Raw genomic sequence first — 21,184 nt, forward strand, 5'->3', positions numbered from 1 at the left:
GAGGTTTACGCATGGGGAGCAAGATGAGTCTGATGAAGAAGATGTTGCTTTGTTTTTCTGCAGTGGTGTTGGTGAGTCTTCTGGCCTTTGCTTTTGTGATATACAGTACGGTTCAGATCGATAAGGCCGTAAACGAGACAAGACAGGAAGCGCTGCCGCGTCTGTTGCAGACGGCGGCGATTGCACGGAACACGGAAAATATGTTTGCGTCACTGCGCGGCTTTCTCCTGTCTGCGGATGCCGTATCGCTCGAGAACTACCGGCGGGTGACCGCAGAGAATGAGAAATTCAGTAAAGAACTGTTGGAAGCGGCGCGGACTGATGAAGGCAAGAAGGTCGTCGGCGAATTGATTGCGATGCAAAAAAGATATGCCGATATCGCGGAAAAACAGGTCATCGTCTTAAAGCAGGCCGGAAAAGACCAGGAAGCAATCGTGCTGATGAATGGCGAACTGACGACGTTGGGACGGGGGCTGCGGCAAAAGGCGAAAGAGTATATGGACCTGCGGGAGAATCAGATCAATAGTGCGATGCTGGCTTCTACGCAGGCCTGCAATGTGGCCAAGAGCGTCGCTTTGGGCGGCGGTGCGCTCAGCGTTCTCTTGGGACTGAGCATCGGCGCGTATACGGCGCGCAATATAGCAAGGAAGATCAGGAGCATGGCGGAGGCGGCAGAACAAATCGCCAAAGGCGATCTGACCGTCGAGATCGAAGCGAAGAGCGGAGATGAGATCGGTCTGCTGGCCGGCTCGCTCGGTTTGATGGTGCACAGTCTGCGGACGCTGGCGAAGGAGATGCGAAACAATGCGGATCATCTGGCGGCTTCTTCACAAGAGCTGATGAGCAGTGCGGAACAATCGGCGGACGCCGCAAACCAGGTAGCGCAATCCGTCACCGATGTGGCGGCCGGCGGCGCGGTGCAGATGACGCGGTCGGCGGAAGCGACGGAAACGGTGCGGCAGATGTCGGGCGGTATCGAGAGCATCGCGGTCAACACCACCAATGTGGCGGAAACTGCCGACCAGACAGCCGGTGCGGCCTATGAAGGAAAAATGGCGGTGGAAAAAGCTGCTGCGCAGATGGACAATATTGAAAAAGTGGTCAATGAATCCGCGCAGATGGTCGGCAGACTGGGCGAGCGTTCCAAGACGATCGGCAAGATCGTCGATACGATTTCCGGCATCGCCTCGCAAACGAACTTGCTCGCGCTCAATGCCGCGATCGAAGCGGCGCGGGCTGGCGAACAGGGACGCGGTTTTGCCGTGGTGGCGGACGAGGTAAGGAAACTGGCGGAACAGTCGCAGGAAGCGGCCAAGCAGATCTCGGATCTGATCAATGAAATCCAAGGCGACACCGAGCTGGCGGTTTCGGCGATGGGAAGCGGAACGCAGGAGGTCAAGCGCGGCACGGAAGTCGTTGCTGCTGCCGGCGTCAGTTTTGAAAAGATCCGGCAGTTGGTCGAAAAGGTTTCGGACGAGATGCGCGACGTGTCCGCCGCGATCGAGGAATTGGCTGGAGGCAGTCAGGCCGTGGTGCAGGCGGTGAGTGAAATCGGTGAAGTGACAAAGGATACCGCGTTGCAGACGGAGACCATCTCCGCGGCATCCGAAGAACAGTCGGCGACGATGGAAGAGATCGCGATCGCCAGCAAGACGCTGGCGAAGATGGCGGAATCGTTGCAAAGCGCTGTCGGGGTGTTCAAGACATGACTGTTTAAAGGAGGGCGCCGGGAGGCGCCCTCCCTTTTTGCGATGCAAAAGGAACGACGCAAGGGGCGGAAGGAAATCACTGGTTTTATATAGAATAGGAAACAAATAAGTTCCTGGGAAATGCCAGGAGAACCGGGCCGACGGGAATCGGTTCTTTTAAGGGGAAATCAGAAACCGGTTACAGCTTTAGCGTGGATCAAACCCGCCATGCGAAAAACGAAGTGAGAGAGAAAGTTCTGCGATGACGCCGTCGTGCAGGCGTCGTCTTTATTATTTGTCATATGATTTTAAAACTTGGCAAGAAAATTGCTTAACATAGCAGCAGAAGAAAAAAGGAAAGCCGGTTAGAGGAGGCTCCTGATGAAGCAGCAATTGATTTTGATTAAAGGAGCGGGCGACATGGCGAGCGGCATCGCTTGCCGCCTGTTTCATAGCGGTTTTTCTGTTGTAATGACGGATCTTGCCGCACCGACGGTCATTCGACGTACGGTCAGTTTTGCTCAGGCGGTATTTGAGGGCAGCATGACGGTGGAAGGGATAAGGGGACGTTTGGCGGTCTTAAGCGAGATTGAAAAAGTAATCAGGGCGGGCGAAATTCCAGTCGTTGTCGATCCGGATGGCGCTGCTGCTGCGCTTTTAAAGCCCTGGGCGGTGGTAGATGCCATTTTGGCAAAAAAAAATCTGGGTACGGAGCGGATGCAGGCGGAGATTGTGATCGGCGTCGGGCCGGGGTTTACGGCCGGTGAGGATGTCGATGCCGTCATCGAAACGAAGCGGGGCCATTATCTGGGGCAGGTTATTCTGGAAGGCAGTGCGATTCCCAATACCGGCATACCGGGGGAAGTCGGCGGCTACACGATTGAGCGGGTGATTCGTTCGCCGCGCGCCGGCGTCTTCAAAAGCGACAGGAAGATCGGCGCTTTGGTGCAGGCGGGCGACGTGCTTGGCTGGGTGGACGAAGAACCGGTATTGGCGACAATCAGCGGCGTGCTGCGCGGCTTGCTGCAGGACGGACTGAGCGTGCCGGCCGATTTCAAGATCGGCGATATCGACCCGCGCTGCGCAGTGGAACATTGCTTTACCGTCTCGGATAAAGCGAGAGCGATCGGCGGCGGCGTATTGGAAGCGCTGCTGCGTTTGGCAAGAGAGAAACGAACGAAAAATTGGGGCGTAAAACAGGACGGGAGATAGAAGGATGGCGCAAATCTGGCGGGATATCCTGGCGGCGCTGCCGCAGCCGAGGCTGGTCACGCTGGTCGGCGGCGGCGGCAAGACCTCGCTGCTTTATCATCTGCAGATGGTCTGTCGGCAAGAGGCTTGGCCTGCCGTGGCGACCAGCACGACGAAAATGGCGGCCGCGCCGTCACCCTGGCGTGCGTATCGCCCGGTCGGCAGCGAAGAGGAATTATGCGCGGCCGCCGCGCAGGCGGAAGAAAATGCGCTGATCGCCGAAGGCCAAGCGGCTCTGCACGGCAAAGTTGACGGCTTGCCGCAGGAATGGATCGCCAATGCGGCTCGGCGGATGCCGGACACCTACTTTCTTGTCGAAGGAGACGGTTCTGCCGGACGGTCGCTAAAGGGACACCTGGCGCATGAACCGGTGATTCCGGGCAATAGCAGCCTGGTCATCTTCGTGCTCGGGCTCGATGCGATCGGTCAGATTCTTGATGAACGTAGCGTGCACCGGCCGCAGCGCGTGGCGGAACTCGCCGCCCTGTCGCTCGGCGCGATCCTTGATGAGGAGCGGATCTGCGCCCTCTTGCTGCAGCCCGAGGGTTGGCTTAAGAACTGCCCGGACGGCTGTGCGCTCGTGATCTACTTGAACAAGAGCGATTTGCCGGGCGCGCAGGCAAAAGCCGCGCGTCTGGCGGCGCTTTTGAAGAAAACATGGGGCGCGCGTTTGCAGCAAGTGGTCTCCGGCAGCCTGCGCGAAGGGACGTTTTGTCTGGAATGAGATCGCTAAGCGGACATTGCATTTTCTCGTGCGCTGTGAAGCTTGAAAATAAATGCGTGAATCTAGGCGTGAACCTCGCTGCTGCACCAGAGAGTGCCGCAGAAGTAAAACGTTGCATAAGTTTATACCTTGGCAGGAGGTAGCAGAAATGAAAAAAGTGAAAGTCGAAGATGCGGTGGGGATGGTGCTCGGACACGATCTGACGAAGGTCGTGCCGGGCAGCTACAAAGGGCCTGCGTTTCGCAAAGGTCATATCGTGCGTGAAGAAGACATCCCGCACCTGAAAGATATCGGCAAAGAGCATATTTATCTCTTCGAACTGGGCGATAAGAAACTGCATGAAGATGATGCGGCGCTGGCGATCGCGCAGGCGGCGGCCGGGGCAAGGATCGAATGCGCGCCGCCGTCGGAAGGCCGCGTCAATCTCAAGGCGCAGGCGGACGGCTTGCTGAAGGTGAATCGCAGCGCGGTCGATGCTGTCAATAATGTCGAGCACATCGCGCTGTCGACGCGGCACAGCAACCAGCTGGTCAAGGCCGGGGACGTAGTGGCGGCGGTGAAGATCATTCCGCTGGTCGTCGATAAGGCCGCGGTGCAGGGCGTCGAGGCGAACCTGAAACGGTACGGCGAAGTGCTGGCCGTGCATCCGTTGGCAAAACTGAAAGTGGCGGCCGTGATCACCGGCAATGAAGTCTTTTACGGGCGGATCGAGGATCGTTTTGCAAAGCAGATCGCCGACAAGGTCGCCTTCTACGGCGGCGTGCTGCAGGAGACGCTGTATCGGCCGGACGATCCGGCGCAGATCGCGGAAGCGATCGTGAGCTGCCGCGCCAACGGGGCTGAGATCGTCATCGCTTCGGGCGGCATGTCGGTGGACCCGGATGATGTGACGCCGGAGGCGATCCGCGCGACCGGCGCGGATGTCGTGACGTATGGCACGCCTGTCCTGCCGGGTGCGATGTTCATGCTGGCTTATCTGGAAGAGATCGCGATCATCGGTCTGCCGGCCTGCGGCATGTTTGCGAAGACGACGGTGCTCGATCTCGTCCTGCCGCGCATTTTGGCCGGCGAACGGCTGAGCAAAAACGATATCGTCTCGCTCGGTTACGGCGGACTGTGCAGCCAGTGCGAGCAGTGCGTCTATCCGCATTGCCCGTTCGGCAAATAAATGAAGATCTATGCTGTGATCCTGGCGGCTGGGCAGGGCAGCCGGATGGGGGACGTAAAGCAATTATTGGAACTGGGCGGCAAGCCGGTGATTCGCTGGGTGGCCGAAGCCGCCTGTGCTGCACGCCTGGACGGCGTCATCGTGGTGCTTGGCGCAGAAGGCGCGCAGGTTGCGAAAGCGCTCACCGGCTTACGTTTGACGGTCGTGCAGAATGAAGCCTGGCTAAGCGGGCAGGCCAGCAGCCTGCGTTGCGCGCTTGACGCCTTGCCGGACGATTGCGCTGCGGTGCTTTTTCTGTTGGCGGATCAGCCGCTGCTCGACGCGTCGCTGCTTGAACGCCTCGTAAAACACTACCGGAAAAGCGGCGGTGCGACCGTCGCCCCGGCCTATCAGGGGCGGCGGGGCAATCCGGTGCTCTTCGACCTGAAACATTGGCGTACGGCGCTGCTCGGACTTTCAGGCGACGAAGGCGCGCGTGCGTTGCTGGCGGACCAAGAGGCGATTGAACTTGTCGAGGTGGAGGACGAAACGGTCTTTGACGACCTCGATACGCCGCAGGATTACGAAAGAATGAAGCTTATCTGGCGCCGCTGGCGCAGATCTTAGGAGAAGAGCGGGGAGTGCAGAATGAAAGCATCGATATTGCAAGAGATACAGGCATCAGTGCTTCAATACGCCGAGATCATTGCGCATGTGATCAAGGTCGACGTCGAGATCGTCGACAGCGGCCTGGTCAGGATCGCGGGAACCGGAGTCTATAAGGATCGGATCAATGAAGACATGTCGCACGAAGGCTTTGTCTACCGTCAGGTAATGCAAAGCGGCGAGATGCAACTGATCGAAGAACCGGGCCAGCATGAGCTGTGCACGAATTGTCCGCGGCGCGGTTGCTGCGATGAAAAGATGGAACTCTGCACGCCGATCAAGCTGAAAGAGGAGATCATCGGCGTGATCGGTCTGATTTGCTTTGCCGATGCGCAAAAAAAGCGGCTGCTCGAAGATCTCGAAGTACAAAAACTTTTTTTGCTGCAGATCGCCGAATTCATCAGCGCCAAGGCCTACGAACACCGCGAACTCGAGCGGAACCGGCGGCAGATGGAACTCTTGCTGCTCGTCATGAACAACGTCGACAAGGGCGTCTTGGTGTTGGATCAGGACAAGCACATCCTGCAGATCAACCAGAGCGCGCAGAAGCAACTGCAGCTGAGCGAAGATTGCCTCAACAAGAAGGTGACGATCGAAAGCACCGGCGACTCATTATTGGGCTCGGAAGAATACCGCGTCACGATCGGCAGCAAGACCTCGTATCTGATGGGAGAGCTGCTCCGCGTGGAACCGGAGATCAAAGAACAGGATCAGGTCTTTATTTTCAATGAGATCAAGAGCATCAAGTCGGGCATCTATGATCTGACCAATGTTTCGACAAGCGTCACAGTTGACAATATCTTAGGTCAGTCCGAGGTGATTCGGCAACTGAAGACGAAGATCGCCAAGATCGCCGAATCCAATTCCACCGTGCTGGTCACCGGCGAGAGCGGTACCGGCAAGGAACTGATCGCGCGTGCGATTCATGCAGCGAGCAACCGGCGAACGCAGCCGTTCATCGGCATCAACTGCGGCGCGATCCCGGACACGCTGCTGGAAAGCGAACTCTTCGGCTATGTGAAGGGCGCCTTTACCGGTGCGGATCCGCGCGGCAAGATCGGTAAGTTCGAGCTGGCCAATAAGGGAGTGCTCTTTCTCGATGAAGTCGGCGACATGCCTCTTTATCTGCAGGTGAAGCTGCTGCGCGTCCTGCAGGAAAGAAAGCTGGTGCGCATCGGCTCCAACCAGCTGATCACGCTGAACGTGCGCGTGATCGCGGCGACGAATAAGGATCTGAAAGAGCTGATCAAAGAAAAGAAGTTTCGCGAGGATCTCTATTATCGCCTCAACGTCATTCCGATGGAAGTGCCGCCGCTGCGTCAGCGCATGGAAGACGTCGATCTGCTGGTCGATGCGATGGTGCAGAAATATCGTCAGCTGTTTCGCAAAGAGGTTTACGGGACTGATAAGGAGACCGCGCAGCTTTTGCGCTGTTATCCGTGGCCCGGTAATATACGCGAACTCGAGAACACCGTCGAGTTCATGATCAACATGGCTGATCCGCAGGGGTTTCTGACGAAAGAGACGTTGCCAGGCAATATCCTCAGCTATGCGGAGAACGGGCCGCGCGCAGGCGACGTCGGCGTTAAGACGCTGCGCGAAGTGGAGCGCGAACACATCCAAAAGACGATCCAGATGTACGGCGATTCGACAAAGGGCAAGCAGGCAGCGGCGCGTCAGCTTGGCATCGGCATCGCTACGCTGTACCGGAAGATCAACGAACTGTTGTAGCATTTTATCATTTTGATAAGGAAAGCGAAAGAAATAAGCGTAATTTTTTTAAAAAGGCTTTGCAGACTTTGTGTTTGCAGGTCTTTTTCTTGTAAAAGAAGAAAAAGAAGGTGTCTTATCAAAGTGATAGAATTTATCGTTTTGATAAGGGTAAATCGCGCAGGAAGTCGCAGCGAGGCGGAAAACGGAGCGAATCGGGAAAATAAATGCGGCGTGCAAAAAAAATATGGGCCGCCGAAAAGAAAGATTGCGCAGGCAATACCAGGAAAGGTTGGAAAACGCAGGTTGCCTGCCCCGAAAGCAAAGCAGCCTTGGCATCTTTTTTGCATGATAAATAGGCAGGAGCAGCCATAAAGAGAGGTGACGCATGAAAAGCATCCTGATTCAAAATATAAAAGCCATTGTCACACTCGATAAAGAGGATCGTGTGCTGGAAGGACAGCATCTTCTGATTGAAGACGGACGGATCGCCTATCTCGGTACGGAGCAGAGGAATGCCGAAACGGTGATCGACGGCAAGGGGCTGTTCGCCTATCCGGGATTGATCAACACGCACCATCATCTCTATCAGACGTTCACGCGCAATCTGCCGCAGGTGCAGAACATGGAACTGTTTCCCTGGCTGAAGACGCTTTATGAGATCTGGCGCGGTTTGACGCCGGAGATGATTTATTACAGTTCGCTGGTCGGCATGGCCGAACTGCTGAAATACGGCTGCACCACCTGTTTCGACCAGCATTATGTCTTTCCCCGCGCTCGCGCGAAGCATCTTATCGATCATCAGTTCGCGGCTGCGACGGACCTTGGCATCCGCTTTCACGCGGCGCGCGGCAGCATGGCGCGCGGCAGAAGCGATGGCGGCTTGCCGCCGGACGATCTGGTGCAGACGGTCGATGAGATCCTCGCGGACAGCCAGCGTCTGATTGAAGAGTATCATGATCCGAAACCGGGTGCGATGCGTCAGGTGGCATTGGCGCCCTGTTCGCCGTTCAGCGTATCCGGCGAACTGATGCGTGAGACGGCGCTCTTGGCGCGCAGCAAGAAGGTGCGTTTGCATACGCATCTGGCTGAAACCAAAGATGAGGAAGAATATTGTCTGCAGCAATTCGGCCTGCGGCCGCTCGCGTATATGGACAGTCTTGGCTGGCTGGGCAGCGATGTCTGGTATGCGCACGGCATCCATTTCGACGATACGGAACTGGAATTACTGGCTGCGACGCAGACAGGCGTCGCACATTGCCCGAGCTCGAATCAGAAGCTCGCGTCCGGTGTGGCGAAGATTCCGCGCATGCTCGAACTCGACGTGCCACTCGGTCTTGCAGTCGACGGTAGCGCCAGCAATGACGGCTCGAACATGCTGCAGGAATTGCGCAGCGCGTATCTGATGCATCGCCTGCACTACAGTTCGACAGCGCCGAGCGCTTATCAGCTTTTGCAGCTGGCGACGCGCGGCGGCGCAAGATTGCTTGGGCGCGACGACATCGGCAGCCTCGAGGTCGGCAAGGCGGCGGATCTGTTTTTGATCAATATGGAAAAGATCGAATATGTCGGCGCGCAGTTTGATCCACGAGCGGTTCTGAGCACGGTCGGAATCGCGCGGCCGGTCGATTATACGATTGTCAACGGGCGGATCGTCGTTAAGGACGGACGCATCGAGGGTTTGATCGACGAGGACAAGGTGGCGGAAGTGGCCAACAAATTGGTTCGGCAGTTGAATGAGCGATAAGATCATCTTAGGGAGGACTGCATCGTGGCTAATGTAGGAAAGAGCGTAAGACGGGTCGACGCGTTCGACAAAGTGACCGGACGCGCCAAATACACCGACGATCTATGCGACAAGAGTGCGTTGATCATCGTGGTCGTGCATTCGACGATCGCGCATGGCTATGTGAAAGCGATTGACGTTTCCGAGGCGAAGAAGATACCGGGCGTCATTGACGTCATCACCTGTTTCGACGTGCCGGAGATTGATTTTCCCACCGCGGGTCATCCCTGGTCGACCGATCCCCGCCATCAGGACGTTGCGGACCGTCGTCTGCTGAACCGCCATGTCCGCTATTATGGCGACGATGTCGCCGCGGTCGTGGCCGAGGATGAAGTGGCTGCGGCGCAGGGCGCACGTGCCGTTAAGGTAGAATATGAGGAATTGCCGTTCGTGCTTGATCCGCAGGCGGCGATGCAGGACGGCGCGCCGCTCATTCACAAAGAGTTTCCGAACAACATTCTCAAACATACGAATATCAACATCGGCAACTATGAAGAAGCGATAAAGGAACCGGGACTGATCTGCATCGATAAGTGGTACGATACGCCTGTCGTGCAGCATTGCCATATTGAGAATTTCATCACCTATGCGTACGGCGAGAACGGCAGGACGGTCGTGGTCAGCTCCACGCAGATTCCGCATATCGTACGGCGCACGATCGGTCATGCGCTCGGCATACCCTGGGGCAGCGTCCGCGTCGTCAAGCCTTACATCGGCGGCGGCTTCGGCAACAAGCAGGACACGCTCTATGAACCGCTGGCCGCCTATCTTTCGATCCGCCTTGGCGGCCGCCTCGTCAAGCTTGATGTGCCGCGCGAGGACACCTTCGTCAGCAATCGCGTTCGTCATGCGATCCGTTTCCATGTCGTTTCCTGGGTAAGGCCGGATGGGAGCTATGTCGCCCGCAAGATCGAGTGCTTTTCCGATCAGGGCGCATACGCATCGCACGGACATTCGATCGTGGCCAAGGGGATGGGAGCGTTTCCTCAAATGTATCCTTGTCCCAACGTGCAGGGCGACGCCTATACGATCTATACGAACAAATCCGTCGCGGGTGCGATGCGCGGCTACGGCATTCCGCAGGCGATGTTCGCGGTGGAAAGCCATACCGATGATGTCTGCAAGGCGCTCGGTCTTGACCCGGAATCGTTCCGGCGCAAAAACATCATGCCGGTAGGCTACAAGGACAATTTCTCGAAGAACGAGAACTACTTCGACAGTTTCAATCAGTGTCTCGACAAGGCGATCGCGTATATGGACTATCGCAGGAAAGCCGAAGAATACAAAAAGCAGAGCGGACCAATCCGCAAGGGGATCGGCATCTCCTGCTTATGGTACAACACGGGCGTATGGCCGATCGCTTTGGAGCATTCGTCCTGCCGCATGGTCATGAATGAAGACGGTTCGATCCAGTTGCAGGTGGGAGAAACCGAGATCGGTCAGGGCGCGGATACCGCATATGCGCAAATGGCGGCTGATGTGATCGGCATCAGAGATTACGAGGATGTCCATGTCGTGTCCTGCCAGGATACCGACGTCACGCCGTTCGGTCTCGGCGCGTATGCCTCAAGGCAGACTTACGCCTGCGGCTTTGCGATCTGCCAGACTGGGCGCATCCTTAAGGCAAAGGTTTTGAAGCACGCCAGCGCGCTGACCCGCGTAGATATCGCTGATTTGGATGTGGAGGAGAGCAACATCATCCGCAAGACCGACAAAAGAATCCTGATGTCGCTTGGCGATCTGGCGACAGAGGTGCTTTACAGTCTTGAGAACAGCGAGCATATCACCGCAGAATCGAGCTATCAGATCAAGAACAACGCCTACTCCTTCGGCTGCTGCATCGCGGAGGTCGAGGTCGATATCCCGATGTGCAGGGCGCAGCTCGTGAAGATCATCAATGTTCACGATTGCGGCCGACTGATCAATCCGGCTTTGGCTGAGGCGCAGGTGCACGGCGGCATGTCGATGGGCATCGGATATGCATTGAGCGAGCAGTTGCTCTTCGACCCGAAGACGGGCAAACCGCTGAACAATAACCTGCTCGATTATAAACTCTCCACCTTTGTCGATCATCCGCACCTGGAGGCGCAGTTTGTGGAAAACTTCGAACCGACGAGTCCTTATGGGGTGAAGGCACTGGGTGAGCCGCCCGCAACGCCGGTCGCTCCGGCGATCCGCAACGCGATTCTCAACGCGACCGGCGTCGCGATCGACAAACTGCCGCTGAATCCGCACATCCTGTTCCGGCGCTTCAGCGAAGAAGGGCTCATTCAAGATCCTTGGAAGGAAGAGGGGAAATAAGCGATGTATGATATGAAGGAGTTATATGAGGCGCAAAGCATCCAAGATGCGATCCGGCTTCGCGTCGAGCATCCGGAAGCCGAGATCCTCGCCGGCGGAACCGATGTCCTGGTGCAGATGCGAGAAGGTAAACGCGCCGGCAAGGAACTGATCTCCATCCAGACGATCGACGAGCTGCGCGGCGTGCGCTTCGATGCGGCGGGCGCGATCCGCATCGGCTCGCTGACGAGCTTTTCTCACATCACCCGCGACCCGATCATCCAACAGTACATCAATGTGTTGGGCGAAGCGGTTGATACGATCGGCGGCCCGCAAATTCGCAATGTCGGCACGATCGGCGGCAATACCTGTAACGGCGTGACTTCGGCAGACTCCGCGTCGACGCTGCATGCCTGGGAAGCGATTGTCGAACTTGCGGGCCCGGATGGCATTCGTCAGTTGCCGATCAAGGAGTTTTACATCAAGGCCGGCGTCGTCGACATCCGTCCCGGAGAAATACAGACCGCGCTGATCATCCCAAGAGAGAGTTACGAAAACACGCACGGCTTTTACATCAAGTACGCGATGCGCAACGCGATGGATCTGGCGACGCTTGGCTGTTCGGTTAACGCCAGCCTTGCGGCGGATAAGAAGAGCTTTGCGCGCGTGCGCATCGCATACGGCGTCGCCGGGCCTGTACCAATGCGTACGCCAAGCGCAGAAGCGGCGGCAAACGGTCAGCCGGTCACGCAGGCGACGCTCGAGGCGTTCAGCCGGGCCGTCCTGAACGATATCAACCCGCGCGACTCCTGGCGCGCGGCAAAGGATTTCCGTCAGCATATCGCGGTCGAAATGGCCAAACGCTGTCTGAATGAAGCGGTGAAGCGCTGTGGAGGTGAGGTCCTGTGATCAATCAGTATCGTCTTGTGGAATGCAACCTTAACGGAAAAGACGTCTCCTGCATGGTCGATGCGAGGGCTTCTTTGACCGATATGCTGCGCAACGACTACCGCATGACTTCGGTCAAGAAAGGCTGCGAGGTCGGTGAATGCGGCGCCTGCAATGTGCTGATCGACGGCGAATGTTATAATTCCTGCCTCTATCTGGCGGTTTGGGCGAAAGGCAAGCGCATCCGCACGCTGGAGGGCCTGCTCGGTCCGGGTGGAGAACTCAGCGATATCCAGCAGGCTTTCATTGATGAAACGGGCGTGCAGTGCGGTTTCTGCACGCCGGGCTTCATCATGACCGCGCTCGAAGTGCTTGAGACCGGGCAGGAGTATGACGATGACGAGCTGCGCAAACGATTGAGCGGCCATCTTTGTCGCTGCACCGGCTATGAGAATGTCCTGCGTGCGGTGAAAAGGACGATGTATAAGCGGCTCGGCAAAGCGCTGCCGCCGGAATTCGAAAGAGCGGGCGAGCCGCTGCAGGCTAAGCAGCAGGGCGAAACCTGCGCGCAAAACGGTTGCCGCTAAGCGGCGCTTCCTTTTGACAAACCTTCCCGCAGGCGCTGCGTGTGCAGGCGTCTGGACGGGGTTTGTACTGACCGCCGTCGCCTTGGCGGAAAGTGGCAAGAGATAAAAGAGGCGGAACGCGCAGAATATGCCCGAGCAGAGGCGTCGCTGCGACGGATGGCGAAAAGCCGCGAAACGGCTCGCCAGGATGGGTGCGCAAGATGCTCTGTGTGAAACGCGATCATCAGGCAAAAGAAAAGGAGGTGAGGCACGGCAAGGGAAAGCAGCAAAGGCAAGAGTCGGTACTGGGTCAGAAAGGAATGGCAATGATTTCATAAGGGGGAATAGTATGAGCGCCAATCTGAAGGAGGCTTCTCGAATGGAACCGCCCAGAACGCAAGAGGGAATCCTGGAACGGATTTTTAAGCTGAAAGAAAAAAATACCGACGTAAAAACAGAGTTAATTGCTGGACTTACTACCTTCGTCGCACTCGCATACATTATTTTCGTCAATCCGAACATTCTGGCCGATGCCGGAATTCCAAAAGAAGCGGCGATCGCATCGACGATCTGGGCGACCGCGACCGCATCGCTGGTGATGGGGGCCTGGGCGAACATGCCGATCGCCGTTGCGCCGGGCATGGGACTCAATGCCTTTTTCGCCTACTATGTCGTAGGCGTGCTGCATCTGCACTGGACCGTCGCGCTCGGCGCCGTGTTCTTTTCCGGCATCCTGTTCCTGATCCTGACGCTCGGCGGAATCCGCCAGGCGATCATCAAGGCCGTACCGATGAATCTGAAATGCGCGATCGGCGTCGGCATCGGACTCTTCATCGCCTTTATCGGTCTTAAGAACGCAGGCATCATCGTTTCCGACAAAGCGACGTTCGTCAGCGTCGGCCACTTGACGCAGGCCGAACCGCTCTTAGCCTGTATCGGCATCATTTTTACCGCGGCGCTGATGGCGCGCGGCGTAAAAGGAGCGATGCTGATCGGCATCATGGCGGTGACCGCGCTCGGCATGGCCTTCGGCGCAGTACCGGTACCGAAAGGAATCGGCGATATCCTGAGCTTCCAACTGCCGAGCATGTCGGCGACGTTCATGCAGATGGACGTGCGCGGCGCATGGGAATACGGTTTGTTTTCGATCATTTTTACATTTACGATCGTGGAATTGTTTGATAATATGGGAACACTGATGGGCTTGACGCGCAAGGCCAAACTGATGGACGACAAGGGCGAGATTGAAAACATCGATAAAGCGCTCACCACCGATGCGATGGGTACGATTGCCAGTGCGGCTTTCGGCACATCGACGGTGACGTCCTATGTCGAAAGCGCCGCAGGCATCGCCGAAGGCGGGCGAACCGGTCTCACGGCGATCGTCGTCGCCGCTCTCTTCGTCGTCTCGCTGATCTTCGCACCGCTGATCGGCATCGTGCCGGGCTTTGCGACCGCACCCGCGCTGATTCTGGTCGGCGCTTTGATGATGGCCGAAATCAGCAGCGTCAGTTTCGTCGATTTCACGGACGGCCTGCCGGCTTTCCTGACGATCATCATGATGCCGCTGACGTTCAGCATCGCGAACGGCTTCGCTTTCGGCTTCATCAGCTACACGTTTTTGAAAGTGTTAACCGGTAAAGGAAAAGATGTGAGCTGGATCATGTGGGCGGTCAGCATCGCATTTCTCGTTAATTTCTATATGCGGCTGCATTAAGCAAAAGGAGGGGTGGTCATGCAAAAACCGTTGCAGGACTTGGTGGCTGTTGCGGCCGGAGAAAAACCGGCCGATCTGGTTCTCAAGAATGCCCAGGTCTTCCATGTCTTTACCGGTGAATTCCTGCCCGGGGACGTGGCCATCCAAGGCGGCTACATTGCCGGAGTGGGACGTTACAGCGGCAGGGAAGAGGTCGATCTGAAAGGGCGATATCTAACGCCCGGTTTTATCGATGGGCATGTCCATCTGGAAAGCGGGCTGGTCAGCCCAACCGAATTCGCCCGTCTGGTCGTGGCCGCCGGTACGACGACCGTCATCGCCGATCCGCATGAAATCGCCAATGTCGTCGGCGAACGCGGCATCCAGTTCATTCTTGACGCGACGGAAGATCTGCCGCTACGCGTCTATGTCATGCTGCCGTCCTGCGTGCCGGCAAGCCCGCTCGAACAGTCGGGCGCGGATCTTTCGGCGCAGGAACTGGAGCCGTTTCTAAAGCATCCCCGTGTCATCGGTCTGGGCGAAGTCATGGATTTTCCCGGCGTGCTCAACCAGGATGAAGCGGTTTTTGCAAAACTGCGCATGGCGGGAAACCGTCCGATCGATGGACATGCACCCGGTTTGGAAGGCTATGCCTTAACGGCCTATATTGCGGCAGGTATCGGCAGCGATCATGAATGCGTGACGCCTGAGCAGGCGCTTGAGCGTTTGCGCCAGGGCATGTATCTGATGCTGCGCGAAGGCTCGGCCGCGAAAAATCTTCTGCAGCTTCTGCCGGTTGTGACGCCTAAGACCGCCTGGCGCTGCATGTTCGTCACCGATGACCGTCATCCGGAAGATCTGGTGAACCTCGGACACATCAACCATCTGGTGCGGCTTGCGGTAAAAGAAGGGCTGGACGTCAGTCTGGCGCTGCAGATGGCGAGCATCAATGCGGCGAACTGCTTCGGCCTGCGCGATGTCGGCGCGATTGCGCCCGGTTACCGGGCCGATCTCCTGGCGTTTAGCGACCTTGTCTCTTGGCAGCCTGAAAGGGTCTGGCAAAACGGCGTCCTTGCCGCGGAAAACGGTCAGGCGCTGCAGGTCAACGCCCGCGTCGATGAGCGAATCGTACGCGACACGATGCATCTGGCCAGGGTCGATAAAGAGCAGCTGCGTCTGCCTGCCCAATCGCCGATCGCCAGGGTGATCGGCCTGATTCCTGGTCAGCTGGTCACGGAAGACCTGGAGCTGCCGGTAAAGGTCGTTGACGGCGCTTTTATCGCACAGCCGGAAAAGGATATCATCAAGCTGGCCGTATGGGAACGGCATAAAGGAAGCGGGCGGGTCGGCGTCGGCCTGCTGCGCGGTCTCGGCCTGAAACGCGGTGCGATTGCATCGACTGTTGCGCATGACAGTCACAATTTAGTGGTGGCTGGCGTGAATGACGAGGATATGCTGCTCGCCGTGAGACAGGCGGAACGGATGCAAGGCGGTCTGGTGGCCGTCGCCGACGGGTTGGTGCTCGGTTCCCTGCCGCTGCCGCTGGCGGGTTTGATGGCGGATCGCGAAGTGGAGTGGGTGCAGGAAGAGCTGGCGATTTTGCAGACGGTGGCGCGCGATCTGGGCATCCGGCCCGATTATGATCCATTCATGACGCTGGCGTTTCTTAGCTTGCCGGTCATACCGGAATTGAAACTGACCGATGCGGGGCTCGTCGATGTCGCAAGTGCGAAGATCGTTCCGGTATCCGTTTTGCAAAGCCGTACGGCAAACAGCAACGGCGCCTGAGCAAGAAGAAAAATAAATAGGCGATAAGGAATAAAAGATGAGGTGATCAGGCATGGGGGAAAAATCATGTCACCCGGTTGACCAAATGCTGCCGTTCGGACAGCTTTTCATCTATGGCTTGCAGCACGTTCTGGCGATGTATGCCGGCGCAGTTGCGGTTCCTTTGATTGTGGCCAATGCACTCGGTCTCGGTAAAGAGCAACTTATTTTTCTCATTAATGCGGACTTGTTTACCTGCGGTATCGCGACGCTGATCCAGACGCTCGGTTTCGGCAACATGGGGATTCGGATTCCGATGATTCAAGGGGTTACCTTTGCGGCGGTGACGCCGATGATCATTATCGGCCAGACCAACGGACTGCCGGCGGTATACGGCTCGATTATCGTCGCCGGTCTGGTGACGTATCTCCTCGCACCCTATTTCAGCAAGCTGCTGCGGTTTTTCCCGCCGGTCGTCACCGGCAGCATCATTACGATCATCGGCATCACGCTGATGCCGGTCGCGGTGATGTGGGCAGCGGGCGGCAACCCGAAGGCGCCTGACTTTGCCAGCATGAAATATATTGCGATGGCGTTCACGGTCATGCTGATCGTACTGGTCATGTACCGCTTTTTCACCGGGTTTATCAGCAACATTGCGGTACTGATGGGCTTGATCATCGGCACGATCATCGCGATTCCATTTGGCATGGCCAATTTTTCGCAGGTGAGCGGCGCGGCCTGGGTCGGCATCACGACGCCGTTCTGGTTCGGCTATCCGACTTTTGACATCGCTTCGATCGTATCGATGGTTCTCGTGATGTTGGTCGTCATGACGGAAACGACCGGCGACAGCATCGCGATCGGTGAGATCATCGACAAACCGGTGACGAGCAATGACCTGGCGCGTTGCCTGCGCGCCGACGGATTTTCGACCGTCCTGGGCGGGATACTGAACAGCTTTCCTTATACGGCCTTTGCGCAGAATGTCGGCCTGGTCGGCCTGACGCGCGTCAAAAGCCGCTTCGTCGTTGCGGCGGCGGGCGTCATCCTGATCGTTCTCGGTCTTGTGCCCAAGCTGGCCGCGGTTATCGCGGGCATTCCGAGCGCGGTGCTCGGCGGCGCTGGGATCGCGATGTTTGGCATGGTTGCCGCAAGCGGCATCAAGACGCTCTCCAAGATCGAATTCGAAGGCACGAATAATATCATGGTCGTCGGCATCAGCATCGGCATCGGCATGATCACGCTGGCGCAGCCGAACTTCTATCACGATTTCCCGAGCTGGATGCAGGTCATCCTGCACAGCGGCATCACGGCCGGCAGTATCGCGGCGATTTTGCTCAACGCCTTCCTAAACGGCGTGAAGCACGACGGCGCAGGCGGCATGACGCATGCGGAAAAACTTCATGAAGAAGCGGCCGGTTAAAATCGGCGCAGCGAAACACACACAGCGTGGTGCAAAGCGATTATAATGAATATAATAACGCTGCCGCGCTGTGTATTTTATTTCGCAGGCTGTGGGAGTAAAAATGAAAACGAAACGTTGCTCGTGTTTGGCGAGGTTTTTTTAACACGAAGAGGGGAAGAGGAAAAGAAAGATGGGAAGGGATTATTAATACAAAAAAATAACTCTAACTTCTCCTTAGCTTTGCACTTCTTCTCTTCTCTTCTTCGTGTTAAGACTCTGCCGTTTTCAAATAAACGTAGCAGCCTTTTTGATAAAGGAGGAACGGAAATGGGGATCGTGTTGCAGGGCGGCACTGTGGTAACGGCTGCGGAATGTTGCCGGACGGATGTCCGAATCGAAGGCGAGACGGTTGCCGCGCTCGGCAGTGACATCCGGCAGTCGGGCGATGAAGTGCGCGATGTGACAGGCTGCCTGCTCGTGCCGGGCGGCATCGACGCACATACGCATTTTGACCTGCCGATTGGTACGATGGCGACCGCGGACGATTTTGTCAGCGGCAGCCGCGCCGCACTCAGCGGCGGGACGACAACCTTTATCGACTATGCGACGCAGTTCAAAGGCGAGACGCTGCGCCAGGGCATGGCGAACTGGCATAAACGGGCCGCCAAAGGTTGTTATGTAGATTATGGCTTTCATATGGCGATCACCGATTGGAATGAAGCGGTGACGGCTGAATTGCCGGAGTTGGTAAGAAAAGACGGCGTGACGTCATATAAGATGTATATGGCCTACAAAGGCAGTCTGCAGGTTGCGGATGACGTCCTGTTCCAGGCTATGCAGGCGCTCGATCGTCTGGGCGCGATCCTTTGCGTGCACTGCGAAAACGGAGATCTGATCGTCGAACTGGCCAGGCAGGAACTGGAGAACGGTCACTGCGGCCCGCGCTATCATCCTCTCAGTCGTCCGATCACGGTCGAACTGGAAGCGGTGCAGCGTATCATTAAAATAGCGGAAACGGCGAAGTCGCCGGTCTTTATCGTGCATCTCAGCAGCGGCGCGGCGCTCGAAGCGGTGCGCGAGGCCAAGGCGCGCGGTCAGGCGGTCTATGCGGAAACTTGCCCGCAGTACCTGGTGCTGGATGAAGAGCGATATCTCCTGCCGGGTTTTGAGAGCGCCAAGTTCGTATTGTCGCCGCCGCTGCGCGACAAGGAGAATCAGACGATGCTCTGGAACGGGCTGAAGCAAGGCGTGCTCGATACGGTGGCGACCGACCATTGCTCCTTCAACTTTGTAGGACAGAAAGAACTGGGGCGAAGTGACTTCAGTCGCATTCCGAATGGCATCCCCGGCGTCGAACACCGCCTGGCGCTTCTTTATAGCTATGGCGTGCTCGCTGGGCGCATCAGCCTGAACGACTGGGTGATGCGCTGCGCGGCGCAGCCCGCGAAGCTTTTCGGCCTCTATCCGAAGAAAGGAACGATTGCGCCGGGCAGCGATGCCGACATCGTGGTCTGGGATCCGACGGCAACAGGAATGATCACGGCAAAAACGCAACAGCAGCGCGTGGATTATACGCCGTATGAAGGAATAAAGACGCAAGGGGCGGTGCGCCAAGTCTATCTGCGCGGTCAACTGGCGTTTGACGAAGGCACTATTTTGGCTGCGCCGGATAGAGGGCAGTACCTGAAGCGTAAACCGCTGATGAAGTAAAGCGTATAAGAAAAAGAGCGCGTCGGAAGATTTTCGCGTGCTCTTTTTCATTATCGGCCAGTGTTCTTTAATAGCTGACGCCTGTCAATTCCTCGTCCTCAGCGCCCAGCAGCAAGCGTGCTTCCGCGCTGCTACAATCGAGCGGCGGCGTACGGGGCTTGCCCTGGGCGAGGAAGATGATGTCGTCACCGACGCTTTCCGCTTCATCCCGGTGGTGGGTGACCAAGACAAATGGGATGCGCCACAACTCCTGCAGCGTGCGCAGCTCCTGTTGCAATTCCTGGCGGGTGTCCCAATCCAAGGAGGAAAGGGGTTCGTCTAAAAGCAAGACTTTAGGCTGCGTGACCAAGGCTCTGGCCAGAGCGACGCGTTGTTGTTCACCGCCCGATAATTGCCGGACATCGCGCTCGATAAGGTGGCTAATCTTAAGGCTATCAAGCAGGCTGGCGTACAAATCTTCAGTAGTGCTGTCCGGCTTCGAGAGTCCATAACGGATGTTTTGCCGGACATTCATATGCGGAAACAATGCATATTCCTGAAACATGTAAGCGACGCGGCGTTGGCGGGGCGGCAAAAACAGGCCTAGCTCCGAATCGTAATAGGTGATGCCGTCTAAGCAGATTTTTCCACTATCCGGCGTAGTCAAGCCGGCGATGCAGCGCAGCAGCGTGGTCTTGCCGCTGCCGGACGGGCCGAATAGCACAAGAATGCGGTTGGTAAGAGAAAAATCCATTTCCAGACTAAAATCGGGCAAATGTTTTTGAATTTTGACTTGCAACATCAAAACCACCCCTGTTCGGAAGCGCGTCGCCCAGTCGGCTTATTCCAGCGGTTCAAGCCGAAAATTAAAAGGAAGGTAAGCGCGCTGATTAAAAGTACATAAGCTCCTGCCTTCGATAAATCGTTGGCTTCGGCGGCAAAATAAATGGCTAGCGGCAGCGTTTGCGTACGACCGGGGATGTTTCCGGCGACCATGATCGTTGCGCCGAATTCGCCTAGCGCACGTGCGAACGATAAGACCATGCCGGACAATAAACCGCCTTTGGCGAGCGGCAACGTGATCGTGAAAAAAACGCGCCATTCGCTCGCGCCGAGTGTTCGGGCGGCATCTTCCAAACGATGATCAACACGCGAAAAAGCGGCCTTGGTGCTTTGATACATCAAAGGAAAAGCGACGACGACGCCTGCCAGGATAGCGGCATAGACCGTGAAAATAAGTTGCAGGTCAAAGCAACTGTGCAACCAATAACCAAGCGGCCCCTGCTTTCCGATCAGCAGCAGCAGGAGAAAGCCGGTGACGACTGGCGGCAGCACGAGCGGCAGCATAAAGAGGGCTTCAAGAATGGATTGGCCGGGAAAATGCCAACGGTGCATAACAAAAGCACTGGCAACGCCGAGGAAAAAAACAATGACCAGCGAAACCGCAGCCACCTTAAGCGAAAGCAAAACGGGAAACCAATCAAACAAAGAGCATCACCCACACTTTACCGGATAATATAATACTATAAGTATAGTGGCAAATGACGTTGCAAACAATCAGTAAAAAACAGGAGTTTTAGGAATAAAAGAGAATACGGTCTATATGCAAAAATGAAAGAAAGGAGGATGAAAAATGAAAATCAGCGGCAGAAATAAAATGGGCGCCACAATCAAGGAAATTGTCCAGGGCGGCGTGATGGCCAAGATCGTGATGGACTACAAAGGCGATGAGCTGGTCGCGGTGATTACCAATGATTCGGTGCAAGATTTGGGCCTGAAGGTCGGCGATCAGGTCACGGCGCTGGTCAAAGCGACGGAAATGATGATCATGAAATGATGTCGTATGCAAAAAGCCGCCAATTTTTGAATTGGCGGCTTTTTGCATACGGATGGTATACTCAATGAATAAATAGATTTT

17 protein-coding genes are annotated in these 21,184 nt (G+C 56.5%); 15 read left to right on the plus strand and 2 right to left on the minus strand.

The annotated features are described in order from the left end of the window. The first annotated feature begins 11 nt into the window (after positions 1-11). The 14 genes from QTL79_RS11080 (at position 12) to hydA (ending at position 19,287) form a co-directional block, all read left to right on the plus strand. A complete protein-coding gene (locus tag QTL79_RS11080; RefSeq protein ID WP_346355033.1) occupies positions 12-1,709 on the plus strand; it encodes a methyl-accepting chemotaxis protein in 1,698 nt (565 codons plus the stop codon). A 360-nt stretch (positions 1,710-2,069) separates the two neighbouring features. Beyond that, positions 2,070-2,900, plus strand: a complete 831-nt coding sequence (gene yqeB / locus QTL79_RS11085) for a selenium-dependent molybdenum cofactor biosynthesis protein YqeB (protein ID WP_346355034.1) — start codon at positions 2,070-2,072, stop codon at positions 2,898-2,900. A 4-nt stretch (positions 2,901-2,904) separates the two neighbouring features. Beyond that, positions 2,905-3,663, plus strand: a complete 759-nt coding sequence (yqeC, locus tag QTL79_RS11090) for a selenium cofactor biosynthesis protein YqeC (protein ID WP_346355035.1) — start codon at positions 2,905-2,907, stop codon at positions 3,661-3,663. A 148-nt stretch (positions 3,664-3,811) separates the two neighbouring features. Further along, on the plus strand, positions 3,812-4,831 hold the full coding sequence (locus QTL79_RS11095; RefSeq protein ID WP_346355036.1) for a molybdopterin-binding protein: 1,020 nt from the start codon (positions 3,812-3,814) through the stop codon (positions 4,829-4,831). Further along, positions 4,832-5,437: a nucleotidyltransferase family protein gene (locus tag QTL79_RS11100; protein WP_346355037.1), complete on the plus strand. Its 606-nt coding sequence runs from the start codon at positions 4,832-4,834 to the stop codon at positions 5,435-5,437. A 21-nt stretch (positions 5,438-5,458) separates the two neighbouring features. Next, positions 5,459-7,207 carry a sigma 54-interacting transcriptional regulator gene (locus QTL79_RS11105; protein WP_346355038.1) on the plus strand — a complete coding sequence of 583 codons (1,749 nt, stop codon included), beginning with the start codon at positions 5,459-5,461 and terminating at the stop codon, positions 7,205-7,207. A gap of 367 nt (positions 7,208-7,574) precedes the next feature. Next, positions 7,575-8,933, plus strand: a complete 1,359-nt coding sequence (locus QTL79_RS11110) for an 8-oxoguanine deaminase (protein ID WP_346355039.1) — start codon at positions 7,575-7,577, stop codon at positions 8,931-8,933. 24 nt (positions 8,934-8,957) lie between these two features. Beyond that, the gene (xdhA, locus tag QTL79_RS11115; protein ID WP_346355040.1) at positions 8,958-11,273 is read left to right on the plus strand and encodes a xanthine dehydrogenase subunit XdhA; all 2,316 of its coding nucleotides are present in this window, start codon (positions 8,958-8,960) and stop codon (positions 11,271-11,273) included. Positions 11,274-11,276: 3 nt separating this feature from the next. Next, positions 11,277-12,161 (plus strand): xanthine dehydrogenase subunit XdhB, encoded by an 885-nt coding sequence (xdhB, locus tag QTL79_RS11120; protein ID WP_346355041.1) that lies wholly within the window; start codon positions 11,277-11,279, stop codon positions 12,159-12,161. Continuing rightward, entirely contained in the window at positions 12,158-12,727 is a 570-nt protein-coding gene (gene xdhC, locus QTL79_RS11125; RefSeq protein ID WP_346355042.1) for a xanthine dehydrogenase subunit XdhC, read from the plus strand. Before xdhB ends, xdhC begins: the two co-directional genes overlap by 4 nt. 358 nt (positions 12,728-13,085) lie before the next feature. Then, positions 13,086-14,423, plus strand: coding sequence for an NCS2 family permease (locus QTL79_RS11130; RefSeq protein ID WP_346355043.1), 1,338 nt, complete (start codon positions 13,086-13,088; stop codon positions 14,421-14,423). A gap of 18 nt (positions 14,424-14,441) precedes the next feature. Further along, entirely contained in the window at positions 14,442-16,190 is a 1,749-nt protein-coding gene (gene ade / locus QTL79_RS11135; protein ID WP_346355044.1) for an adenine deaminase, read from the plus strand. Between the two features lie 52 nt (positions 16,191-16,242). Continuing rightward, the gene (locus QTL79_RS11140) at positions 16,243-17,595 is read left to right on the plus strand and encodes a nucleobase:cation symporter-2 family protein (protein WP_346355045.1); all 1,353 of its coding nucleotides are present in this window, start codon (positions 16,243-16,245) and stop codon (positions 17,593-17,595) included. Between the two features lie 309 nt (positions 17,596-17,904). Next, the gene (gene hydA / locus QTL79_RS11145; RefSeq protein ID WP_346355046.1) at positions 17,905-19,287 is read left to right on the plus strand and encodes a dihydropyrimidinase; all 1,383 of its coding nucleotides are present in this window, start codon (positions 17,905-17,907) and stop codon (positions 19,285-19,287) included. A gap of 67 nt (positions 19,288-19,354) precedes the next feature. Here the strand turns inward: hydA and QTL79_RS11150 are convergent, their stop codons facing one another. Next, entirely contained in the window at positions 19,355-20,068 is a 714-nt protein-coding gene (locus tag QTL79_RS11150) for an ATP-binding cassette domain-containing protein (RefSeq protein ID WP_346355047.1), read from the minus strand. Further along, a complete protein-coding gene (gene modB, locus QTL79_RS11155; RefSeq protein ID WP_346355048.1) occupies positions 20,068-20,754 on the minus strand; it encodes a molybdate ABC transporter permease subunit in 687 nt (228 codons plus the stop codon). Before modB ends, QTL79_RS11150 begins: the two co-directional genes overlap by 1 nt. Before the next feature lie 145 nt (positions 20,755-20,899). On the opposite strand from modB, the gene QTL79_RS11160 reads away from it, so the two are divergent. Then, the gene (locus QTL79_RS11160; protein WP_346355049.1) at positions 20,900-21,103 is read left to right on the plus strand and encodes a TOBE domain-containing protein; all 204 of its coding nucleotides are present in this window, start codon (positions 20,900-20,902) and stop codon (positions 21,101-21,103) included. Positions 21,104-21,184 lie beyond the last annotated feature (81 nt).

The sequence above is a fragment of the Azotosporobacter soli genome (assembly GCF_030542965.1).
Taxonomy (GTDB): domain Bacteria; phylum Bacillota; class Negativicutes; order SG130; family SG130; genus Azotosporobacter; species Azotosporobacter soli.

Bases quoted from the DNA above. Each gene is read 5' to 3' on its own strand.
- QTL79_RS11080 (WP_346355033.1), top strand. From the start codon at position 12: ATGGGGAGCAAGATGAGTCTGATGAAGAAGATGTTGCTTTGTTTTTCT.
- yqeB (WP_346355034.1), top strand. From the start codon at position 2,070: ATGAAGCAGCAATTGATTTTGATTAAAGGAGCGGGCGACATGGCGAGC.
- yqeC (WP_346355035.1), top strand. From the start codon at position 2,905: ATGGCGCAAATCTGGCGGGATATCCTGGCGGCGCTGCCGCAGCCGAGG.
- QTL79_RS11095 (WP_346355036.1), top strand. From the start codon at position 3,812: ATGAAAAAAGTGAAAGTCGAAGATGCGGTGGGGATGGTGCTCGGACAC.
- QTL79_RS11100 (WP_346355037.1), top strand. From the start codon at position 4,832: ATGAAGATCTATGCTGTGATCCTGGCGGCTGGGCAGGGCAGCCGGATG.
- QTL79_RS11105 (WP_346355038.1), top strand. From the start codon at position 5,459: ATGAAAGCATCGATATTGCAAGAGATACAGGCATCAGTGCTTCAATAC.
- QTL79_RS11110 (WP_346355039.1), top strand. From the start codon at position 7,575: ATGAAAAGCATCCTGATTCAAAATATAAAAGCCATTGTCACACTCGAT.
- xdhB (WP_346355041.1), top strand. From the start codon at position 11,277: ATGTATGATATGAAGGAGTTATATGAGGCGCAAAGCATCCAAGATGCG.
- QTL79_RS11130 (WP_346355043.1), top strand. From the start codon at position 13,086: ATGGAACCGCCCAGAACGCAAGAGGGAATCCTGGAACGGATTTTTAAG.
- ade (WP_346355044.1), top strand. From the start codon at position 14,442: ATGCAAAAACCGTTGCAGGACTTGGTGGCTGTTGCGGCCGGAGAAAAA.
- QTL79_RS11140 (WP_346355045.1), top strand. From the start codon at position 16,243: ATGGGGGAAAAATCATGTCACCCGGTTGACCAAATGCTGCCGTTCGGA.
- hydA (WP_346355046.1), top strand. From the start codon at position 17,905: ATGGGGATCGTGTTGCAGGGCGGCACTGTGGTAACGGCTGCGGAATGT.
- QTL79_RS11150 (WP_346355047.1), bottom strand. From the start codon at position 20,068: ATGTTGCAAGTCAAAATTCAAAAACATTTGCCCGATTTTAGTCTGGAA.
- QTL79_RS11160 (WP_346355049.1), top strand. From the start codon at position 20,900: ATGAAAATCAGCGGCAGAAATAAAATGGGCGCCACAATCAAGGAAATT.